17 protein-coding genes and 1 pseudogene are annotated in these 19,516 nt (G+C 58.4%); 15 read left to right on the top strand and 3 right to left on the bottom strand.

The features are described 5' to 3' along the window. The first annotated feature begins 19 nt into the window (after nucleotides 1-19). From livH to ugpQ, 9 genes and pseudogenes are all read left to right on the top strand, one after another. Nucleotides 20-946: a high-affinity branched-chain amino acid ABC transporter permease LivH gene (gene livH, locus HMPREF3143_RS05250; protein ID WP_070532021.1), complete on the top strand. Its 927-nt coding sequence runs from the start codon at nucleotides 20-22 to the stop codon at nucleotides 944-946. Next, nucleotides 943-2,220, top strand: a complete 1,278-nt coding sequence (gene livM, locus HMPREF3143_RS05245; protein WP_008500100.1) for a branched chain amino acid ABC transporter permease LivM — start codon at nucleotides 943-945, stop codon at nucleotides 2,218-2,220. Before livH ends, livM begins: the two co-directional genes overlap by 4 nt. Continuing rightward, complete coding sequence (gene livG / locus HMPREF3143_RS05240) at nucleotides 2,217-2,984, top strand: high-affinity branched-chain amino acid ABC transporter ATP-binding protein LivG (RefSeq protein WP_008500101.1); 768 nt, start codon at nucleotides 2,217-2,219, stop codon at nucleotides 2,982-2,984. Before livM ends, livG begins: the two co-directional genes overlap by 4 nt. A gap of 1 nt (nucleotide 2,985) precedes the next feature. Continuing rightward, nucleotides 2,986-3,699, top strand: coding sequence for a high-affinity branched-chain amino acid ABC transporter ATP-binding protein LivF (livF, locus tag HMPREF3143_RS05235; RefSeq protein ID WP_008500102.1), 714 nt, complete (start codon nucleotides 2,986-2,988; stop codon nucleotides 3,697-3,699). 247 nt (nucleotides 3,700-3,946) lie between these two features. Continuing rightward, nucleotides 3,947-5,263, top strand: a complete 1,317-nt coding sequence (ugpB, locus tag HMPREF3143_RS05230; RefSeq protein ID WP_070532018.1) for a sn-glycerol-3-phosphate ABC transporter substrate-binding protein UgpB — start codon at nucleotides 3,947-3,949, stop codon at nucleotides 5,261-5,263. A gap of 106 nt (nucleotides 5,264-5,369) precedes the next feature. Then, complete coding sequence (gene ugpA, locus HMPREF3143_RS05225) at nucleotides 5,370-6,257, top strand: sn-glycerol-3-phosphate ABC transporter permease UgpA (RefSeq protein ID WP_008503352.1); 888 nt, start codon at nucleotides 5,370-5,372, stop codon at nucleotides 6,255-6,257. Then, nucleotides 6,254-7,099 (top strand): sn-glycerol-3-phosphate ABC transporter permease UgpE, encoded by an 846-nt coding sequence (gene ugpE / locus HMPREF3143_RS05220; RefSeq protein ID WP_013099125.1) that lies wholly within the window; start codon nucleotides 6,254-6,256, stop codon nucleotides 7,097-7,099. Before ugpA ends, ugpE begins: the two co-directional genes overlap by 4 nt. Nucleotide 7,100: 1 nt before the next feature. Continuing rightward, nucleotides 7,101-8,171 (top strand): sn-glycerol-3-phosphate import ATP-binding protein UgpC, encoded by a 1,071-nt coding sequence (locus HMPREF3143_RS05215; RefSeq protein ID WP_008503354.1) that lies wholly within the window; start codon nucleotides 7,101-7,103, stop codon nucleotides 8,169-8,171. Then, nucleotides 8,168-8,913 (top strand): annotated as a pseudogene (ugpQ, locus tag HMPREF3143_RS05210) (glycerophosphodiester phosphodiesterase). Before HMPREF3143_RS05215 ends, ugpQ begins: the two are co-directional and overlap by 4 nt. Here the strand turns inward: ugpQ and HMPREF3143_RS05205 are convergent. Next, entirely contained in the window at nucleotides 8,897-9,274 is a 378-nt protein-coding gene (locus HMPREF3143_RS05205) for a DUF2756 family protein (RefSeq protein WP_021242742.1), read from the bottom strand. The pseudogene ugpQ and the gene HMPREF3143_RS05205 overlap by 17 nt on opposite strands. A gap of 123 nt (nucleotides 9,275-9,397) precedes the next feature. On the opposite strand from HMPREF3143_RS05205, the gene ggt reads away from it, so the two are divergent. Beyond that, a complete protein-coding gene (gene ggt / locus HMPREF3143_RS05200) occupies nucleotides 9,398-11,143 on the top strand; it encodes a gamma-glutamyltransferase (protein WP_175441108.1) in 1,746 nt (581 codons plus the stop codon). A gap of 86 nt (nucleotides 11,144-11,229) precedes the next feature. Here the strand turns inward: ggt and yhhY are convergent, their stop codons facing one another. After that, entirely contained in the window at nucleotides 11,230-11,718 is a 489-nt protein-coding gene (gene yhhY / locus HMPREF3143_RS05195) for an N-acetyltransferase (protein WP_069597759.1), read from the bottom strand. Nucleotides 11,719-11,974: 256 nt separating this feature from the next. On the opposite strand from yhhY, the gene HMPREF3143_RS05190 reads away from it, so the two are divergent. The 5 genes from HMPREF3143_RS05190 (at nucleotide 11,975) to gntU (ending at nucleotide 16,925) form a co-directional block, all read left to right on the top strand. Then, nucleotides 11,975-13,012, top strand: coding sequence for an oxidoreductase (locus tag HMPREF3143_RS05190; RefSeq protein WP_070532016.1), 1,038 nt, complete (start codon nucleotides 11,975-11,977; stop codon nucleotides 13,010-13,012). A gap of 122 nt (nucleotides 13,013-13,134) precedes the next feature. Continuing rightward, nucleotides 13,135-13,830, top strand: coding sequence for a pirin family protein (locus tag HMPREF3143_RS05185; protein ID WP_008503360.1), 696 nt, complete (start codon nucleotides 13,135-13,137; stop codon nucleotides 13,828-13,830). A 101-nt stretch (nucleotides 13,831-13,931) separates the two neighbouring features. Further along, complete coding sequence (gene gntR, locus HMPREF3143_RS05180) at nucleotides 13,932-14,927, top strand: gluconate operon transcriptional repressor GntR (protein WP_070532013.1); 996 nt, start codon at nucleotides 13,932-13,934, stop codon at nucleotides 14,925-14,927. Between the two features lie 126 nt (nucleotides 14,928-15,053). Further along, a complete protein-coding gene (gntK, locus tag HMPREF3143_RS05175) occupies nucleotides 15,054-15,581 on the top strand; it encodes a gluconokinase (RefSeq protein WP_008503362.1) in 528 nt (175 codons plus the stop codon). A 3-nt stretch (nucleotides 15,582-15,584) separates the two neighbouring features. Then, nucleotides 15,585-16,925 (top strand): gluconate transporter, encoded by a 1,341-nt coding sequence (gene gntU / locus HMPREF3143_RS05170; protein WP_014833577.1) that lies wholly within the window; start codon nucleotides 15,585-15,587, stop codon nucleotides 16,923-16,925. 102 nt (nucleotides 16,926-17,027) lie between these two features. Here the strand turns inward: gntU and plsB are convergent, their stop codons facing one another. After that, the gene (gene plsB / locus HMPREF3143_RS05165; RefSeq protein WP_021242749.1) at nucleotides 17,028-19,448 is read right to left on the bottom strand and encodes a glycerol-3-phosphate 1-O-acyltransferase PlsB; all 2,421 of its coding nucleotides are present in this window, start codon (nucleotides 19,446-19,448) and stop codon (nucleotides 17,028-17,030) included. Between the last annotated feature and the right edge of the window lie 68 nt (nucleotides 19,449-19,516).

Raw genomic sequence — 19,516 nt, 5'->3', positions numbered from 1 at the left:
GGTATAAAAAGGTTTGCATATGTCCGAGCAGTTTCTCTATTTCCTGCAGCAGATGTTTAACGGCGTCACGCTGGGAAGCACCTACGCGCTGATCGCCATCGGCTATACGATGGTTTACGGCATTATCGGCATGATCAACTTCGCCCACGGCGAGGTCTACATGATCGGTAGCTATGTCTCCTTTATGATTATCGCCGCCCTGATGATGATGGGCATCGACAGCAGCTGGCTGCTGGTCGCCGCCGGGTTTGTCGGCGCGATTGTGATTGCCAGCGCCTACGGCTGGAGCATCGAGCGCGTGGCCTACCGGCCGGTGCGCAGCTCCAAGCGTCTGATTGCACTGATTTCCGCCATCGGGATGTCGATCTTCCTGCAAAACTACGTCAGCCTGACCGAAGGCTCGCGCGACGTGGCGCTGCCAAGCCTGTTTAACGGCCAGTGGATTGTGGGAGCCAGCGAAAACTTCGCGGCCTCTATCACCACCATGCAGCTGGTTATCTGGGTCGTGACCTTTATTGCGATGCTGGCCCTGACGCTGTTCATCCGCTACTCGCGGATGGGACGCGCCTGCCGCGCGTGCGCAGAAGACCTGAAGATGGCGAGCCTGCTCGGCATCAATACCGACCGCGTGATTGCCCTGACCTTCGTGATTGGCGCCGCGATGGCTGCCGTCGCAGGCGTGCTGCTCGGCCAGTTCTACGGCGTGATCAACCCGTACATCGGCTTTATGGCCGGGATGAAAGCTTTTACCGCGGCGGTGCTGGGCGGTATCGGCAGTATTCCGGGCGCGATGATTGGCGGCCTGATCCTGGGCATGGCGGAAGCGCTCTCTTCGGCGTACCTGAGCACGGAATATAAAGACGTGGTGTCGTTTGCCCTGCTGATTCTGGTTCTGCTGGTCATGCCTACCGGTATTCTGGGCCGTCCGGAGGTAGAGAAAGTATGAAACCGATGCATTTTGCAATGGCGCTGCTCTCTGCCGCCATGTTCTTCGTGCTGGCGGGCGTCTTTATGGGCGTCCAGCTTGAGCTGAATGGCACCAAACTGGTGGTGGATACCGCCCCCGACATCCGCTGGCAGTGGGTGTTTATCGGTACCGCCGTCGTGTTCCTGTTCCAGCTGCTGCGTCCGCTGTTCCAGAAGTCGCTGAAAAACGTCTCCGGGCCGAAATTCGTCCTGCCGGCCATCGACGGGTCTACCGTTAAGCAGAAGCTGTTCCTCGTGGCGCTGCTGGTGGCTGCCGTGGCGTGGCCGTTCGTGGTGTCTCGTGGAACCGTGGATATCGCTACCCTGACCATGATCTACGTGATCCTCGGTCTCGGTCTGAACGTGGTGGTGGGGCTCTCAGGCCTGCTGGTGCTGGGCTACGGCGGCTTCTACGCCATCGGCGCCTACACCTTCGCGCTGCTGAACCACTATTACGGGCTCGGCTTCTGGACCTGCCTGCCGCTGGCAGGGCTGGTCTCTGCCGCCGCAGGCTTCCTGCTCGGTTTCCCGGTGCTGCGCCTGCGCGGTGACTACCTGGCGATTGTGACCTTAGGCTTCGGTGAAATCGTCCGTATCCTGCTGCTGAACAACACCGAAGTGACCGGCGGCCCGAACGGCATCAGCCAGATCCCGAAACCAACCTTCTTCGGCCTGGAGTTCAGCCGCACCGCCCGCGAAGGCGGCTGGGACACCTTCAGTAACTTCTTCGGCGTGAAGTATGACCCGTCCGACCGCGTCATCTGGCTCTATCTGGTGGCGCTGCTGCTGGTGGTCATCACCCTGTTCGTGATTAACCGCCTGCTGCGCATGCCGCTGGGCCGCGCGTGGGAAGCGCTGCGCGAAGATGAGATTGCCTGCCGTTCCCTGGGCCTGAACCCGACCCGCATCAAGCTGACCGCGTTTACCATCAGCGCCGCGTTTGCCGGTTTCGCCGGGACGCTGTTTGCCGCGCGTCAGGGCTTCGTCAGCCCGGAATCGTTCACCTTTGCCGAATCCGCCTTTGTGCTGGCGATTGTGGTGCTGGGCGGGATGGGCTCGCAGTTCGCCGTTATCCTGGCGGCCATCCTGCTGGTGGTCTCGCGCGAGCTGATGCGCGACTTTAACGAATACAGCATGTTAATGCTGGGTGGTTTGATGGTGCTGATGATGATCTGGCGTCCGCAGGGCTTGCTGCCGATGACCCGTCCACAGCTGAAGCTGAAGAACGGGCAAGCGAAAGGAGAGCAGGCATGAGTCAGCCATTATTATCCGTTAACGGTCTGATGATGCGTTTTGGCGGCCTGCTGGCGGTCAACAACGTGAATCTGGATTTGCACAAGAAAGAGATTGTCTCCCTGATTGGCCCGAACGGCGCGGGGAAAACCACGGTCTTTAACTGCCTGACCGGCTTCTACAAGCCGACGGGCGGCACCATCATGCTGCGCGATCAGCATCTTGAAGGGCTGCCGGGCCAGCAGATTGCCCGCATGGGCGTAGTGCGTACCTTCCAGCACGTGCGTCTGTTCCGCGAGATGACGGTGATTGAGAACCTGCTGGTGGCGCAGCATCAGCAGCTGAAAACCGGGCTGTTCTCCGGCCTGCTGAAAACCCCGGCCTTCCGCCGCGCCCAGGATGAAGCGCTCGATCGCGCCGCCACCTGGCTCGACCGCATTGGCCTGCTGCAGCACGCCAACCGTCAGGCGAGCAACCTGGCCTACGGCGATCAGCGTCGCCTGGAGATTGTGCGCTGCATGGTGACGCAGCCGGAAATCCTCATGCTCGACGAACCGGCGGCGGGCCTCAACCCGAAAGAGACCAAAGAGCTGGACGAGTTGATTGCCGAACTGCGCGATCACCACGACACCACCATTCTGCTGATTGAGCATGACATGAAGCTGGTGATGGGCATTTCCGACCGTATCTACGTGGTTAACCAGGGTACGCCGCTGGCAAACGGCACGCCGGAAGAGATCCGCAACAACCCGGACGTGATCCGCGCATACCTGGGTGAGGCATAAGATGGAAAAAGCGATGTTAACGTTCGACAAGGTCAATGCGCACTACGGCAAGATCCAGGCGCTGCACGACGTCAGCCTGCATATCAACCAGGGTGAAATCGTCACCCTGATTGGCGCCAACGGCGCGGGTAAGACCACGCTGCTCGGCACCCTGTGCGGTGACCCGCGCGCCACCAGCGGGCGGATTGTGTTTGACGGCAAAGACATTACCGACTGGCAGACCGCCAGAATCATGCGCGAGGCGGTGGCGATTGTTCCGGAAGGGCGTCGCGTGTTCTCGCGTATGACGGTGGAAGAGAACCTGGCGATGGGCGGCTTCTTCGCCCACCGCGATGAATACCAGACCCGCATCAAGTGGGTGTACGAACTCTTCCCGCGCCTGTGGGAGCGTCGCATCCAGCGTGCGGGCACCATGTCCGGCGGTGAACAGCAGATGCTGGCGATCGGCCGCGCGCTGATGAGCCAGCCGCGCCTGCTGCTGCTGGATGAGCCGTCGCTCGGCCTGGCGCCGATCATCATCCAGCAGATCTTCGACACCATTGAGCAGCTGCGTAAAGAGGGGATGACCATCTTCCTCGTTGAGCAGAACGCCAACCAGGCGCTGAAGCTGGCTGACCGTGGCTACGTGCTGGAGAACGGCCGCGTGGTGCTTGAGGATACCGGAGACGCACTGCTGGCGAACGAAGCGGTGCGGAGCGCTTACCTGGGCGGCTGAGCCGTCTGTATCGCCCGGTGGCGCTGCGCTTACCGGGCCTACAGGGATCGAGTAGGCCGGGCAAGGCGTAGCCGCCACCCGGCTTTTTTAACCACCACACCCCTTCACACAATCATCATCCCCCTGACCCTTTGCTGTCACTTATCTGTAAACAAACAGTTATTTTTCTGTCATTCGAGCATGTCATGTTACCTCGCGAGCATAAAACGCGTGATATCGCGCATCCGGCACAATAAGAGAGATGACAATGACATCGTTACGACACACAACTTTGGGTCTGGCACTGGGTCTGGCTTTTGCGACGAACGCAATGGCTGTGACGACCATTCCGTTCTGGCATTCCATGGAAGGGGAGTTGGGTAAAGAAGTTGACTCCCTGGCGCAGCGTTTCAACGACACCCATCCGGATTACAAAATTGTGCCGGTGTACAAAGGCAACTACGAGCAGAGCCTGAGCGCAGGCATCGCCGCCTTCCGTACCGGCAACGCGCCTGCACTGTTACAGGTTTATGAAGTGGGCACCGCCACCATGATGGCCTCCAAAGCCATCAAGCCGGTCTATGAAGTGTTCAAAGAAGCGGGTATTAACTTCGATGAATCCCAGTTCGTGCCGACCGTAGCGGGTTACTACACCGATTCCAAAACCGGACATCTGCTGTCTCAGCCGTTTAACAGCTCCACGCCGGTGCTGTACTACAACAAAGACGCCTTCAAGAAAGCCGGTTTAGACCCGGAGCAGCCGCCAAAAACCTGGCAGGACCTGGCCGAATACACTGCGAAGCTGAAAGCGGCGGGAATGAAGTGCGGCTACGCCAGCGGCTGGCAGGGCTGGATCCAGATCGAAAACTTCAGCGCCTGGCACGGCCTGCCGGTGGCGACCAAAAACAACGGCTTCGACGGCACCGACGCGGTACTGGAGTTCAACAAGCCGGAGCAGGTGAAGCACATCGCGCTGCTGGAAGAACTCAACAAGAAGGGTGACTTCAGCTACTTCGGGCGTAAAGACGAATCCACCGAGAAGTTCTACAACGGCGACTGCGCCATTACCACCGCCTCGTCCGGCTCGCTGGCGGATATCCGCCACTACGCCAAATTCAACTACGGCGTGGGCATGATGCCGTACGATGCCGACGTGAAGGGCGCGCCGCAGAACGCCATCATCGGCGGGGCGAGCCTGTGGGTGATGCAGGGTAAAGACAAGGGCACCTACAAAGGCGTGGCCGAGTTCCTTGACTTCCTGGCGAAGCCGGAAAACGCCGCCGAATGGCACCAGAAGACCGGCTACCTGCCGATCACCAAAGCCGCGTATGACCTGACCCGCGAGCAGGGCTTCTACAGCAAGAACCCGGGCGCGGATATCGCGACGCGTCAGATGCTGAACAAGCCGCCGTTGCCGTTCACCAAAGGCCTGCGTCTGGGCAACATGCCGCAGATCCGCACCATCGTGGATGAAGAGCTGGAAAGCGTCTGGACCGGGAAGAAAACGCCACAGCAGGCGCTGGATTCCGCAGTAGAGCGCGGGAATCAGCTGCTGCGCCGCTTTGAGCAGTCGACGAAATCGTAATCCGTGATTCGCCCGGTGGCGCTGCGCTTCCCGGGCCTACGATGTGCCCCATGTAGGCCGGGTAAGGCGTAGCCGCCACCCGGCATTGCTCAGGAACCCAATCTCAATGTCATCATCCCGTCCGGTGTTCCGTTCCCGCTGGCTGCCGTACCTGCTGGTCGCGCCTCAGCTGGTCATCACCGTTATCTTCTTTATCTGGCCTGCGGGCGAAGCGCTGTGGTACTCGGTACAAAGCGTCGATCCGTTTGGGCTCTCCAGCCAGTTTGTCGGGCTGGACAACTTTACCGCGCTGTTCCATGACAGCTACTACCTGGACGCCTTCTGGACGACGATCAGGTTCAGCGCGCTGGTCACCGTCAGCGGCCTTGTTGCCTCGCTGTTTTTCGCCGCGCTGGTGGACTATGTGGTGCGCGGCAGCCGCCTGTATCAGACCCTGATGCTGCTGCCGTACGCCGTGGCACCCGCCGTCGCCGCCGTGCTGTGGATTTTCCTGTTTAACCCCGGTCGCGGGTTGATTACCCATTTCCTGGCAGAGTTCGGCTACGACTGGAACCACGCCCAGAACAGCGGTCAGGCCATGTTCCTGGTGGTATTCGCCTCGGTGTGGAAGCAGATCAGCTACAACTTCCTGTTCTTCTTTGCCGCGCTGCAGTCCATCCCGCGTTCGCTGGTGGAGGCCGCCGCGATTGACGGCGCAGGGCCGATTCGTCGCTTCTTCAGGCTGTCGCTGCCGCTGATCGCCCCGGTGAGCTTCTTCCTGCTGGTGGTTAACCTCGTCTACGCCTTCTTCGACACCTTCCCGGTGATCGATGCGGCGACCGCAGGCGGTCCGGTGCAGGCGACCACCACGCTTATCTATAAGATCTACCGCGAAGGCTTCGCCGGGCTGGATCTCTCGGCCTCCGCCGCGCAGTCGGTGGTGCTGATGTTCCTCGTCATCATCCTCACGGTGGTGCAGTTCCGCTATGTTGAAAGTAAGGTGCGCTACCAATGATTGAGAACCGTCGCGGGCTGACGATTTTCAGCCATACCATGCTGATTCTGGGGATCATCGTCATCCTCTTCCCGCTGTACGTGGCCTTTGTCGCCGCCACGCTGGACACCAAAGCGGTGTTCGACACGCCGATGACGCTGATCCCAGGCACGCATCTGTTCGAGAACATGAAGACCATCTGGACCCAGGGCGTGGGCGCCAACAGCGCGCCGTTCTGGCTGATGATGCTCAACAGCTTCATCATGGCGTTCGGCATTACGGTCGGCAAAATTACGGTGTCGATGCTCTCGGCCTTCGCCATCGTCTGGTTCCGCTTTCCGCTGCGCAACCTCTTTTTCTGGATGATTTTTATCACCCTGATGCTGCCGGTGGAGGTGCGTATCTTCCCGACGGTGGAAGTGATCGCCAACCTCAAGATGCTCGACAGCTACGCGGGCCTAACCCTGCCGCTGATGGCCTCGGCGACCGCCACCTTCCTGTTCCGCCAGTTCTTTATGACCCTGCCTGACGAGCTGATTGAAGCCGCGCGCATCGACGGCGCGTCGCCGATGCGCTTCTTCCGCGACATCGTGCTGCCGCTGTCGAAAACCAACCTTGCGGCGCTGTTTGTGATCACCTTTATCTACGGCTGGAACCAGTACCTGTGGCCGCTGCTGATTATTCAGGACGTCAATCTCGGCACCGCCGTGGCGGGCATCAAAGGCATGATTGCCACCGGCGAAGGCACCACCCTCTGGAACCAGGTGATGGCGGCGATGCTGCTCACCCTAATCCCACCCGTAGTCATTGTTTTAGCCATGCAGCGCGCGTTTGTCCGCGGCCTGGTCGATAGCGAGAAATAAGATGGCAGGTTTAAAACTTCAGGCAGTAACCAAAAGCTGGGACGGCAAAACCCAGGTGATTCAGCCGCTCACGCTCGACGTGGCGGACGGGGAGTTTATCGTGATGGTCGGCCCGTCCGGCTGCGGCAAATCTACGCTGCTGCGCATGGTGGCGGGGCTGGAGCGCGTAACGTCCGGGGATATCTGGATTGACCGCCAGCGCGTCACCGAGATGGAGCCGAAAGACAGGGGCATCGCGATGGTGTTCCAGAACTACGCCCTCTACCCGCACATGAGCGTGGAGGAGAACATGGCCTGGGGGCTGAAAATCCGCGGCATGGGCAAAGGCCATATCGAGGAGCGCGTGAAAGAAGCGGCGCGCATTCTGGAGCTGGACGGCCTGCTCAAGCGCCGCCCGCGCGAACTCTCCGGCGGCCAACGCCAGCGTGTGGCGATGGGGCGCGCCATCGTGCGCGATCCGGCGGTATTCCTGTTCGATGAGCCGCTCTCTAACCTCGACGCCAAGCTGCGCGTGCAGATGCGTCTTGAGCTGCAGCAGCTGCACCGTCGTCTGAAAACCACGTCACTGTACGTTACCCACGATCAGGTTGAGGCCATGACCCTCGCCCAGCGCGTGATGGTGATGAACAAAGGCGTTGCCGAGCAGATTGGTACCCCCGTGGAAGTCTACGAGAAACCGGCCACCCGCTTTGTGGCGAGCTTTATCGGCAGCCCGGCGATGAATCTGCTCGAAGGGCGCATCAGCAGCACGGGCACGCACTTTGAGCTGGAAAGCGGGATGGCATTGCCGATCAACTGGTACTATCGTGGCTACGCCGGGCGTAAGATGACGCTCGGTATCCGCCCGGAACATATCGGTTTAACCTCTCAGGCGGAAGGCGGCGTGCCGCTGGTGATGGACACGCTGGAGATGTTAGGTGCAGATAACCTGGCGCACGGGCGCTGGGGCGAGCAAAAGATGGTGGTGCGTCTGGCGCATCAGGAGCGCCCTAAAGCAGGCAGCACGCTGTGGCTGCACCTGCCGGAAAATCATCTGCACCTTTTTGACGGTGAAACAGGACAACGAGTATGAGCAACTGGCCTTATCCCCACGTCGTCGCCCACCGCGGCGGCGGTAAACTGGCGCCGGAGAACACCCTGGCGGCGATTGATGTTGGCGCGCGTTACGGCCACACCATGATCGAGTTCGACGCCAAGCTGTCGAAAGACGGCGAGATTTTCCTGCTGCATGACGATAACCTCGAACGCACCAGCAACGGCTGGGGCGTGGCGGGCGAGCTGCCGTGGCGCGATTTGCTGAAAGTCGACGCCGGAAGCTGGTACAGCGGCGAATTCAAAGGCGAACCGCTGCCGCTGCTGGCGGAAGTGGCCGATCGCTGTCGCCAGCACGGCATGATGGCCAATATCGAAATCAAACCGACCTCCGGCACCGGGCCGCTGACCGGCAAAGTGATTGCCCTTGCCGCGCGCGAGCTGTGGGAAGGGATGACCGCGCCGCTGCTCTCCTCGTTTGAAATTGACGCCCTGGAGGCGGCACAGGCGGCCGTGCCGGAGCTGCCGCGCGGGCTGCTGCTGGACGAGTGGCGCGAGGACTGGCGCGAGCTGACGACGCGCTAGCGTGTGTCTCTATTCATCTTAATCACAAGCTGCTGGATGAGGCGCGGGTGAAGATGCTGAAAGACGCGGGACTGCATATTCTGGTTTACACCGTCAACAAACCCCAGCGTGCGGCCGAACTGCTGCGCTGGGGCGTGGACAGCATCTGTACCGATGCGATTGACCTGATTGGCCCGGACTTTAGTTCTGCGGATTAAGCATACTGCCATTCGACTGCGGCGGCAGCATATGCTGCTGTCCGCTGCCTGACGAAGTCATTCCACCTAACATTCCGCCGTTTCTGTTCGGCAGCGGCTGCTCGCGCACCTGCCCCTGCTGCACGCGCTGGGTGTTGGCGTTCATCTGATTTTGCAGGCTTTGCTGCTGCATCTGGGTCTGCGTTCTCAGCTGCTGATTCAGCATCCCTTTTTGCTGCTGTTGCTGGCTCATCATCTCGGTCTGCATACGCTGCTGGCTCGGGATGACATAACCCTGCTGGTTAGGGTTGTTCATGGTGTTGAGTGGCTGTGCGAGCGCGGCAAAGGGGATCAGCGCCGTAAGAATCAATAAGCGTTTCATTGTCATTTCCTCCTTTTGAGGTCTCTCTTAAGTTTACCCTGATTTCACCATGACGATGATTTTTTAGGAGTTGTGAACCAGGCTTAAGCGGGGAATATGGATCCCTTCACCTGGAGAACAATAATGATGAAACCAACGTTTTTGCGCTGGGTCGCCCTCGCCGCGCTGATGGCAGGCGGTACATTTAGCGTGGCGGCCAACCCGCCCGCGGCGCCTCCGGTCTCTTACGGCGTGGAGGAAGATGTCTTTCATCCCGTGCGGGCAACCCACGGCATGGTGGCGTCGGTGGATGCGCTGGCGACCCGCGTGGGCGTCGATATTCTCAGGCAGGGCGGTAACGCGGTGGATGCGGCGGTCGCCGTCGGCTATGCGCTGGCGGTGACGCACCCGCAGGCGGGGAACCTGGGCGGCGGCGGCTTTATGATGCTGCGCACCAAAGACGGGAAAACCACCGCCATCGACTTCCGTGAAATGGCGCCTTCTCAGGCGTCACGGGACATGTTCCTCGATGACCAGGGCAACCCGGACAGTAAAAAATCCCTGACCTCGCACCTGGCCTCCGGCACGCCGGGCACCGTTGCGGGCTTCTCGCTGGCGCTGGAAAAATACGGCACGATGCCGCTGAACAAGGTGGTGCAGCCTGCTATCAAGCTGGCGCGGGAGGGCTTTGTGGTGAATGACGCCCTGGCAGACGACCTCAAAACCTACGGCAGCGAAGTCATCCCGAATCACGAAAACAGTAAGGCGATCTTCTGGAAAGACGGTGAACCGCTGAAGAAGGGCGATAAGCTGGTGCAGAAGAACCTCGCCAAAAGCCTGGAGCTGATTGCGGAGCACGGTCCGGACGCTTTCTACAAAGGGGCGATTGCCGACCAGATTGCGCAAGAGATGCAGAAGAACGGCGGGCTCATCACCAAAGCGGATCTGGCGGACTACAAGGCGGTGGAGCGCGAGCCGATTAGCGGCACCTACCGCGGGTACGAGGTTTTCTCCATGCCACCGCCGTCTTCCGGGGGCATTCACATCGTGCAGATCCTCAACATTCTTGAAAACTTCGATATGCACAAGTTCGGCTTCGGCAGCGCGGATGCCATGCAGATAATGGCGGAAGCGGAAAAACGCGCCTATGCCGACCGCTCGGAATATCTCGGCGACCCGGACTTCGTGAAGGTGCCGTGGCAGGCGCTGACCAACAAGGCGTACGCCAAATCAATTGCCGATCAGATTGATATCAACAAGGCCAAGCCGTCGAGCGAGATCCGTCCCGGCAAGCTGGCACCGTATGAAAGCAACCAGACCACCCACTTCTCGGTGGTGGATAAAGACGGTAACGCGGTGGCGGAGACCTATACGCTCAACACCACCTTCGGCACCGGGATTGTGGCGGGCAATAGCGGCATTCTGCTGAACAACGAGATGGATGACTTCTCTGCCAAGCCGGGCGTGCCGAACGTCTACGGGCTGGTCGGCGGCGATGCGAACGCGGTAGGGCCGAAGAAACGTCCGCTGTCGTCCATGTCGCCCACCATCGTGGTGAAAGAGGGCAAAACCTGGCTGGTAACCGGTAGCCCGGGCGGCAGCCGGATTATCACCACCGTATTGCAGATGGTGGTGAACAGCATCGACTTTGGGATGAACGTTGCCGAAGCGACTAACGCCCCGCGTTTCCACCACCAGTGGCTGCCGGACGAGCTGCGCGTCGAGAAGGGCTTTAGCCCGGACACCATTAAACTGCTTGAGCAGCGTGGGCAGAAGGTGGCGGTGAAAGAGGCGATGGGCAGCACCCAGAGCATTATGGTGGGGCCGGACGGCGCGCTGTTTGGCGCATCAGACCCGCGTTCGGTGGATGATTTGACGGCGGGGTATTGATGTATTGCCCGGTGGCGCTGCGCTTACCGGGCCTACAACTGCACGAACGTAGGCCGGGTAAGGCGAAGCCGCCACCCGGCAAATCACTACTTCATTCTCGCCATATAATACGCATCCACATACTCGCCGTTGCGCAGGGCATAGCGCTTGCCGGTGCCTTCAATTTCGAACCCGTATTTTTTGTACACCGCAATCGCCGGCTCGTTATCGACAAACACCGTCAGCTCAATGCGGTCAACGCGCAGCCAGTTATCGCACATATCAATCATGGTGCGCATCAGCGCGCTGGCAACGCCCCGGTTTTGCCACTGCGCGCCGACACAAATCCCAAAATCAGCCACATGGCTGCGGCGTGGGCGTTGCGCGACGGCGATGCACAGATGCCCGGCGACATGACCGTCTATACAGGCGACCAGTTGCTTAATGCCGGGCTGGTCGGTGAGTCGTTCTTGCCACATTTGCTCAGATGGATGAGGAACCTGTAGTGTGTTGTGGTACACCTCCGGTTGGGCGTGGATCTGACGAATGGCGTCATAATCTTTCGGTTCCGCATGGCGTATCACTATCTCACTCATTCCTTGTTCCTCAGTCAGTTAAACGTCCCTTCCAACATCAATGACTTTAAAATTTGAGTCAACCGCTATTTTTTGCAAAAAGTATTGGACAAGTGCGAATGAGAATGATTATTATTGCTCTGCATTCAGGAAGACCCCTACGGGAACCTGAAAGCACGACATTGCTCACATTGCTTCCAGTATTACTTTAGCCAGCTTTTAGCTGGCTTTTTTTTTGTTATGGTTAGACTCAGTAACCTTCCAAAAGGACTGAGCTATGACACTACATTGCGCATTTATTGGATTTGGTAAAAGTACGACCCGCTATCACCTTCCGTATGTTCTTAACCGCAAAGACAGCTGGCATGTGGCCCATATCTACCGCCGCCGCGCGAAGCCGGAAGAGCAATCTCCGCAGTATTCCCACATCCACTTCACCAGCGATCTCGATGAGGTGCTTAACGACCCGCAGGTGAAGCTGGTGGTTGTCTGCACCCATGCCGACAGCCATTTTGACTATGCCAAACGCGCGCTCAATGCGGGTAAAAACGTGCTGGTAGAAAAGCCGTTCACCCCGACTATTGCCGAAGCGAAAGCGCTGTTCGCGCTGGCGAAAAGCAAAGGCCTGACCGTCACGCCGTATCAGAACCGTCGCTTTGACAGCTGCTTCCTGACGGCGAAAAAAGCGATTGAAAGCGGCAAGCTCGGCAACATCGTGGAAATCGAAAGTCACTTCGATTACTACCGTCCGGTGGCGGAAACGCAACCCGGACTGCCGCAGGATGGTTCGTTCTATGGTCTGGGCGTGCACACCATGGACCAGGTCATCTCCCTGTTTGGCCGCCCGGACCACGTGGCGTATGACATTCGCAGCCTGCGCAATAAAGCCAACCCGGACGATACCTTCGAAGCCCAGCTGTTCTACGGCGACCTGAAGGCCATCGTCAAAACCAGCCATCTGGTGAAAATCGACTACCCGAAATTTATCGTTCACGGCACTAAAGGTTCGTTTATCAAATACGGTATCGACCAGCAGGAGACCAGCCTGAAGGCCAATATCATGCCGGGTGAGCCAGGCTTTGCCGCGGACGATTCCGTGGGCGTGCTGGAGTATGTGAACGACGAGGGCGTGACGGTCAAAGAAACGCTGAAGCCGGAAACCGGCGACTATGGCCGCGTCTATGATGCGCTGTTTGAGACCCTCACAAACGGCACGGCGAATTACGTCAAGGAATCTGACGTTCTGACCAACCTCGAAATCCTTGAGCGGGCCTTCGAACAGGCTTCTCCTGCCACGGTAACCCTCGCGAAATAAGCAAAAACGGCTCCTCTGCACTTGTTCACAATTTTTGAACAGAGGAGTCAATTTTCACCCCCTATGATCCCAGGCCGTTTGCGTCCACACTTACTCCATCGAAACGAACTGAGGGTGAAACAATGATCTACTTACGCAAAGCAAACGAACGTGGTCACGCGAATCATGGCTGGCTGGACTCATGGCATTCATTCTCGTTTGCCGACTACTACGACCCGAACTTCATGGGCTTCTCCGCACTGCGCGTGATTAACGACGACGTGATTGATGCAGGCCAGGGCTTTGGTACCCACCCGCACAAAGACATGGAAATCCTGACCTATGTGCTGGAAGGTGCGGTTGAGCACCAGGACAGCATGGGCAACAAAGAGCAGGTTCCGGCGGGCGAGTTCCAGATTATGAGCGCGGGTACCGGGGTGCGTCACTCCGAGTACAACCCAAGCAAAACGGAAAAACTGCACCTGTATCAAATCTGGATCATTCCAGAAGAGACCGGCATCACGCCGCGCTACGAGCAGCGCCGCTTCGACGCCAAACAGGGTAAACAGCTGGTGCTCTCCCCGGATGCGCGTGAAGGTTCCCTGAAAGTGCATCAGGATATGGAGCTGTACCGCTGGGCGCTGGCGAAAGATGAACAGTCCGTGCATCAGATTGCCGCTAACCGCCGCGTCTGGATCCAGGTGGTGAAAGGGGAGGTGTCCATCAACGGCACCAAAGCGACAACCGCCGATGGTCTGGCCATCTGGGATGAGCAGGCGATCTCCGTGCATGCCGACAGCGAAAGCGAAATTCTGCTGTTTGACCTGCCGCCGGTGTAATAAAACATAAATAAATCCCCATCCTTCCCTTTGACAGGGGAAGGATGGGCTTTGTCCGTGGTAAACTGAGCAAATCTCTCACTTCAAGATTTCTCAGGACGATGAAAAAGAAACGCCCCGTACTTCAGGATGTCGCCGATCGCGTCGGTGTGACCAAAATGACGGTCAGCCGTTTTTTACGTAACCCGGAACAGGTTTCCGTGGCGTTACGTGGCAAGATTGCCGCTGCCCTTGATGAACTGGGTTACATCCCCAACCGTGCACCCGATATACTCTCGAATGCGACCAGCCGCGCGGTGGGCGTTTTGCTTCCTTCTTTGACCAACCAGGTTTTCGCCGAAGTATTACGTGGAATTGAAAGCGTCACCGATGCGTTTGGCTACCAGACCATGCTCGCCCACTACGGGTACAAGCCGGAACTCGAAGAGGAACGTCTTGAATCGATGCTTTCCTGGAACATTGACGGCCTGATTTTAACCGAACGTACCCACACTGCCCGCACGCTCAAAATGATTGAAGTGGCCGGTATTCCGGTCGTGGAGCTGATGGACAGCCAGTCGCCGTGCCTCGACATCGCCGTCGGCTTTGATAACTTCGAAGCGGCGCGCCAGATGACGGCGGCCATTATCGCCCGCGGGCATCGTCATATCGCCTATCTGGGTGCGCGTCTTGATGAACGTACTATCATCAAACAGAAGGGATACGAGCAGGCGATGCTCGACGCGAACTTAACCCCGTACAGCGTGATGGTGGAGCAGTCCTCTTCCTTTACGTCGGGTATTGAGCTGATGCGTCAGGCGCGACGCGAGTATCCGCAACTGGACGGTATTTTCTGTACCAACGATGACCTTGCGGTCGGCGCAGCGTTTGAGTGCCAGCGTCTGGGGCTGAAGATCCCTGATGATATGGCGATCGCCGGTTTCCACGGCCATGACATCGGTCAGGTGATGGAGCCGCGTCTGGCGAGCGTCCTGACGCCGCGTGAACGTATGGGCCGCATTGGCGCAGAACGCCTGCTGGCGCGCATTCGTGGCGAGACGGTTACGCCGAAAATGTTAGATTTAGGTTTCACCTTGTCACCGGGTGGATCTATTTGAACTGACAAATTTGAAGTAGCTCACACTTATTCACTTCGCGCACGTTTGGATATTGCTTCTCTTTTGCCCCGGCAGGACAATGTTACCGATAACTGTTACCCGTAACAATTGACTGAGGGACACCCTTTGAGCACGACTAATCACGATCACCACGTCTACGTCCTGATGGGCGTTTCCGGTAGCGGGAAATCAGCCGTGGCCAGCGAAGTGGCGCATCAACTCCAGGCTGCGTTTCTTGATGGCGACTTCCTCCATCCGCGCAGCAACATCATGAAAATGGCCTCCGGCGAGCCGCTGAACGACGACGACCGCAAACCGTGGTTGCAGGCGCTGAACGACGCCGCGTTCGCGATGCAGCGCACCAACAAAGTCTCCCTGATCGTCTGCTCCGCGCTGAAAAAAACCTACCGCGATCTGCTGCGCGACGGCAACCCGAACCTCTCTTTCATCTACCTGAAAGGGGATTTCGAGGTGATTGAAAGCCGCCTGAAGGCGCGTAAAGGTCACTTCTTCAAAACCCAGATGCTGGTGACGCAGTTTGAAGCGCTGCAGGAGCCGGGTGAAGACGAAAAAGACGTCTTAGTGGTTGATATCGATCAGTCACTGGAGGGTGTTGTTGCCAGCACCATCGAGGTCATTAATAAAAGGCAGTAAGTTTTGAGTACATTAACGCTAGTTTTGACAGCAGTAGGTTCGGTATTGCTGCTGTTGTTTTTAGTGATGAAGGCGCGCATGCACGCCTTTGTTGCTTTGATGGTGGTTTCTATTGGTGCTGGTCTCTTTTCCGGTATGCCGCTCGACAAGATCGCCGCGACGATGGAAAAAGGGATGGGCGGTACGCTGGGCTTCCTGGCGATTGTGGTCGCGCTGGGCGCGATGTTTGGCAAGATTTTGCACGAGACGGGCGCGGTCGACCAGATTGCCGTCAAGATGCTGAAATCCTTTGGCCACAGCCGCGCGCACTACGCGATTGGTCTGGCAGGGCTGATTTGCGCGCTGCCGCTGTTCTTCGAAGTGGCCGTTGTGCTGCTGATAAGCGTCGCCTTCTCCATGGCGCGCCATACCGGCACTAACCTCGTGAAGCTGGTCATTCCGCTGTTTGCGGGCGTGGCGGCGGCCGCAGCGTTTCTGCTGCCGGGGCCTGCCCCGATGCTGCTGGCTTCCCAGATGCACGCCGACTTTGGCTGGATGATCCTGATTGGCCTGTGCGCGGCAATCCCGGGGATGATTATCGCCGGTCCGCTGTGGGGCAACTTCATCAGCCGTTACGTTGAGCTGCACATTCCGGACGACATTACCGAGCCGCACCTGGGCGAGGGCAAAATGCCATCCTTCGGCTTCAGCCTGTCGCTGATCCTGCTGCCGCTGGTGCTGGTGGGCCTGAAAACCATCGCCGCGCGCTTTGTGCCGGTCGGTTCTACCGCCTACGAATGGTTTGAGTTCATTGGTCATCCGTTCACGGCGATCCTGGTGGCGTGCCTGGTGGCGATTTACGGCCTGGCGATGCGTCAGGGGATGCCAAAAGACCGGGTGATGGAGATCTGCGGTGCGGCGCTGCAGCCTGCGGGGATTATCCTGCTGGTGATCGGTGCAGGCGGCGTATTCAAGCAGGTGCTGGTGGATTCCGGCGTGGGCCCGGCTCTGGGCGAAGCGCTGACCGGGATGGGCTTGCCGATTGCGGTCACCTGCTTTGTGCTGGCTGCGGCGGTGCGTATCATCCAGGGTTCCGCCACCGTGGCGTGTTTAACCGCCGTGGGTCTGGTGATGCCGGTGATTGAACAGCTGAACTACTCCGGGGCCCAGATGGCTGCCCTCTCTATCTGTATCGCGGGCGGTTCGATTGTGGTCTCTCACGTTAACGACGCGGGCTTCTGGCTGTTCGGTAAGTTTACCGGCGCCACCGAAGCGCAAACCCTGAAAACCTGGACGCTGATGGAAACTATCCTCGGCACGACGGGTGCAATTGTCGGGATGATTGCCTTTACGCTGCTCAGCTAAATGCAATGATTTAACAAGGCAAAAAAAGGCCCGGTAGCGTCAGCGCTTACCGGGCCTTTTTATTATCCAGGGCGTCAGGCCGGGCCATAACCCGGCATTGTGTTACTCGCCCTGCGTGGCGCTCTCAATCGTTAAGCGCACGTCCGAGGTAATCAGCTCTGCCAGCATCTGGTACACCTTCAACGTCTCTTCCGGCTCGGCATCACCCGTATCGCTGATGAAGCCTTCATCGCGCAGCGTCAGCACCAGAGAACTGAAGACCGCTTTGTCGAAGAATTCAGGGGCGTTAATGCCGTGCAGAACGGACAGGCGCTGGGCCAGCGTCCGGCTCTCTTTCTCCAGCGTACCGCGGTTGATGGACGGGTTCGCGCTCAGCAGCCAGAACGTGATGGCGTAGCGCTGCAGCGTTTCGCGCGCACCGGCCGCCAGCAGTTGCAGGGTGCGGGAGCGTGACGGATTGATGTGCAGCTCGTCGTTGTTCAGGGTAATCAGCCCCTGGCGACGCATCTCTTCCGTCATCTTATCCAGTTCTGTCGCCAGCTCATCCTTACTCCAGCGCAGGAACAGCTCCGCTTTCAGCATCGGATAGATGGTCTCAAGATGGCGCAATAGCTCCTGACGGGAGATATGACGATGCTGGGTAATAATGGCGGCCATGAGCGACGGCAGCATCAGCATATGCGTGATGTTGTTGCGGTAGTAGGTCATCAGAACGGCCTGCTCGCGCGGCAGAATGATGATGTCGCCGATCGTGTCTTTTTCGACTTCAAACTTGTTCATCTGCAACGCGTGATCGATAAGTTCACTGGCGGTTGCAGAAGGCACGGTCGAATCAACCGAATACGGCACGTTACGCATCATATCCAGATAACAATCCAGCTGCTCCGTGAGCTGTTCACGGGTCAGCGAGCGCTGACGCGAAGCCAGAAGTGCCGTACAGCAGAGGTTCATGGCGTTAGCCGCACCGGCGTTGTTAATGCGCACCATCAGCTCGGATGCGATGCCGTTAACCGTTGGCGTTAACCAGGCCGGACGCACCGCTTCGATAGGATCGATGGACTCGCGCCATTCCGGCACATGATGGTTCAGGTAGGTCATCAGCGGCATCGGCTCGCCGAAGTTCACGTAGCCCTGACCGAGATTACGCAGCTTGCTCAAGCCGCGCAGCATCTGCGGCAGGCTCTCTTTCTCTTTGGTCGCACCGCGCAGCTCTTTCGCGTACGTGCCCACTTCCATCACGTGCTCGTAGCCGATGTAGATAGGCACCAGCGTGATCGGACGGGTGCCTCCGCGCAGCATGGCCTGGATGGTCATCGACAGCGTGCCGGTCTTCGGATCGAGCAGACGACCGGTACGGGAACGACCGCCCTCCACGAAGTACTCCACGGAATAGCCGCGGCTGAACAGCTCGCCAAGATACTCGCGGAACACGGTGGAGTAGAGCTTGTTGCCCTTGAAGGTACGACGAATAAAGAACGCGCCCAGGCGACGGAAAATCGGGCCCGCGGGCCAGAAGTTCAGGTTGATACCGGCTGCGATGTGCGGTGGCACCAGCCCCTGGTGATAGAGCACGTAGGAAAGGAGCAGGTAGTCCATGTGGCTGCGGTGGCAGGGGACATAGACAATCTCATGGCCATCGTGCGCCAGCTGACGTACACGCTCAGCGTTATGCACGTTGATGCCCTGATACAGGCGGTTCCAGGTAAAGCCGAGAATACGATCGGACAGGCGAATCATCTCGTAAGAGAAGTTCGCTGCGATCTCTTCCATCAGCGCAATGGCGTTCTGCTGAGCTTTCTCATGCGAAATTTTCTTGCTGCGCGCTTCATCTTCAACGGCGCGGGCAATCGCTTTTGAAGCCAGCAGCTTGTTGAACAGATCCTGACGCGCCGGGAGGCGTGGCCCTACGGCCGCCAGGCGCTGACGGGCGAAGTGCATACGCGCCACGCGCGCCAGTTTTTGCGCGATGATCTTGTCGGTGCCGTGCTCATCCGCCATGCGACGCAGCGAAACGGAAGGGGAGAAGCGCACAAAGCTGTCGCGTCCCAGCCAGGAGACCGCGAAGAACTTCTGGATGCCGTTAAGCATGCGCAGCGGCGGATTCTCTTCGCCTTTTTCACGACCCGGACGACGACCAAACATCACCGATACCGGCACCATCTGCACATCCAGATCGGGGTTGCTGCGGTGCAGGTCGAGATAGTCATGGAACAGCTTGATGGACTCTTCTTTCGGCGTGTAATAGGTAAACACGCGCGGCCCGCCGTGGATGAAGACGTAGCGCGGCAGCAGCGTACCGTCAACTTCCAGCGGTTCAAGCGGGTCAGGTAAGTCATGCGCCAGACACTGGGCGCGAAGCGTCAGTAAGTCTGCCTTCGAGTTATAAGGCAAAACGTACATAATAGGGCGCGACGTATCGAGCCCCAGTTCCAGCGCGGGTTCTGCTGGGATAGACTTGCTTTTTACCAGGATGCTTAATGGTAAATTAAGTAATTTGTAGTAAATTCGTGGCCAGCCGGACATAAACGATGTAAAGCCTCTGGTTAATAATGCAATTGCGGCGCAAGGATAACAGAAAGCGCGCAAAATTT

The organism is Enterobacter sp. HMSC16D10, assembly GCF_001807145.1.
Lineage (GTDB): Bacteria > Pseudomonadota > Gammaproteobacteria > Enterobacterales > Enterobacteriaceae > Enterobacter > Enterobacter roggenkampii.
This window is presented reverse-complemented; position numbering and strand designations above follow the sequence as displayed.

Bases quoted from the DNA above. Each gene is read 5' to 3' on its own strand.
- livH (WP_070532021.1), top strand. From the start codon at position 20: ATGTCCGAGCAGTTTCTCTATTTCCTGCAGCAGATGTTTAACGGCGTC.
- livM (WP_008500100.1), top strand. From the start codon at position 943: ATGAAACCGATGCATTTTGCAATGGCGCTGCTCTCTGCCGCCATGTTC.
- livG (WP_008500101.1), top strand. From the start codon at position 2,217: ATGAGTCAGCCATTATTATCCGTTAACGGTCTGATGATGCGTTTTGGC.
- livF (WP_008500102.1), top strand. From the start codon at position 2,986: ATGGAAAAAGCGATGTTAACGTTCGACAAGGTCAATGCGCACTACGGC.
- ugpB (WP_070532018.1), top strand. From the start codon at position 3,947: ATGACATCGTTACGACACACAACTTTGGGTCTGGCACTGGGTCTGGCT.
- ugpA (WP_008503352.1), top strand. From the start codon at position 5,370: ATGTCATCATCCCGTCCGGTGTTCCGTTCCCGCTGGCTGCCGTACCTG.
- ugpE (WP_013099125.1), top strand. From the start codon at position 6,254: ATGATTGAGAACCGTCGCGGGCTGACGATTTTCAGCCATACCATGCTG.
- HMPREF3143_RS05215 (WP_008503354.1), top strand. From the start codon at position 7,101: ATGGCAGGTTTAAAACTTCAGGCAGTAACCAAAAGCTGGGACGGCAAA.
- HMPREF3143_RS05205 (WP_021242742.1), bottom strand. From the start codon at position 9,274: ATGAAACGCTTATTGATTCTTACGGCGCTGATCCCCTTTGCCGCGCTC.
- ggt (WP_175441108.1), top strand. From the start codon at position 9,398: ATGATGAAACCAACGTTTTTGCGCTGGGTCGCCCTCGCCGCGCTGATG.
- yhhY (WP_069597759.1), bottom strand. From the start codon at position 11,718: ATGAGTGAGATAGTGATACGCCATGCGGAACCGAAAGATTATGACGCC.
- HMPREF3143_RS05190 (WP_070532016.1), top strand. From the start codon at position 11,975: ATGACACTACATTGCGCATTTATTGGATTTGGTAAAAGTACGACCCGC.
- HMPREF3143_RS05185 (WP_008503360.1), top strand. From the start codon at position 13,135: ATGATCTACTTACGCAAAGCAAACGAACGTGGTCACGCGAATCATGGC.
- gntR (WP_070532013.1), top strand. From the start codon at position 13,932: ATGAAAAAGAAACGCCCCGTACTTCAGGATGTCGCCGATCGCGTCGGT.
- plsB (WP_021242749.1), bottom strand. From the start codon at position 19,448: ATGTCCGGCTGGCCACGAATTTACTACAAATTACTTAATTTACCATTA.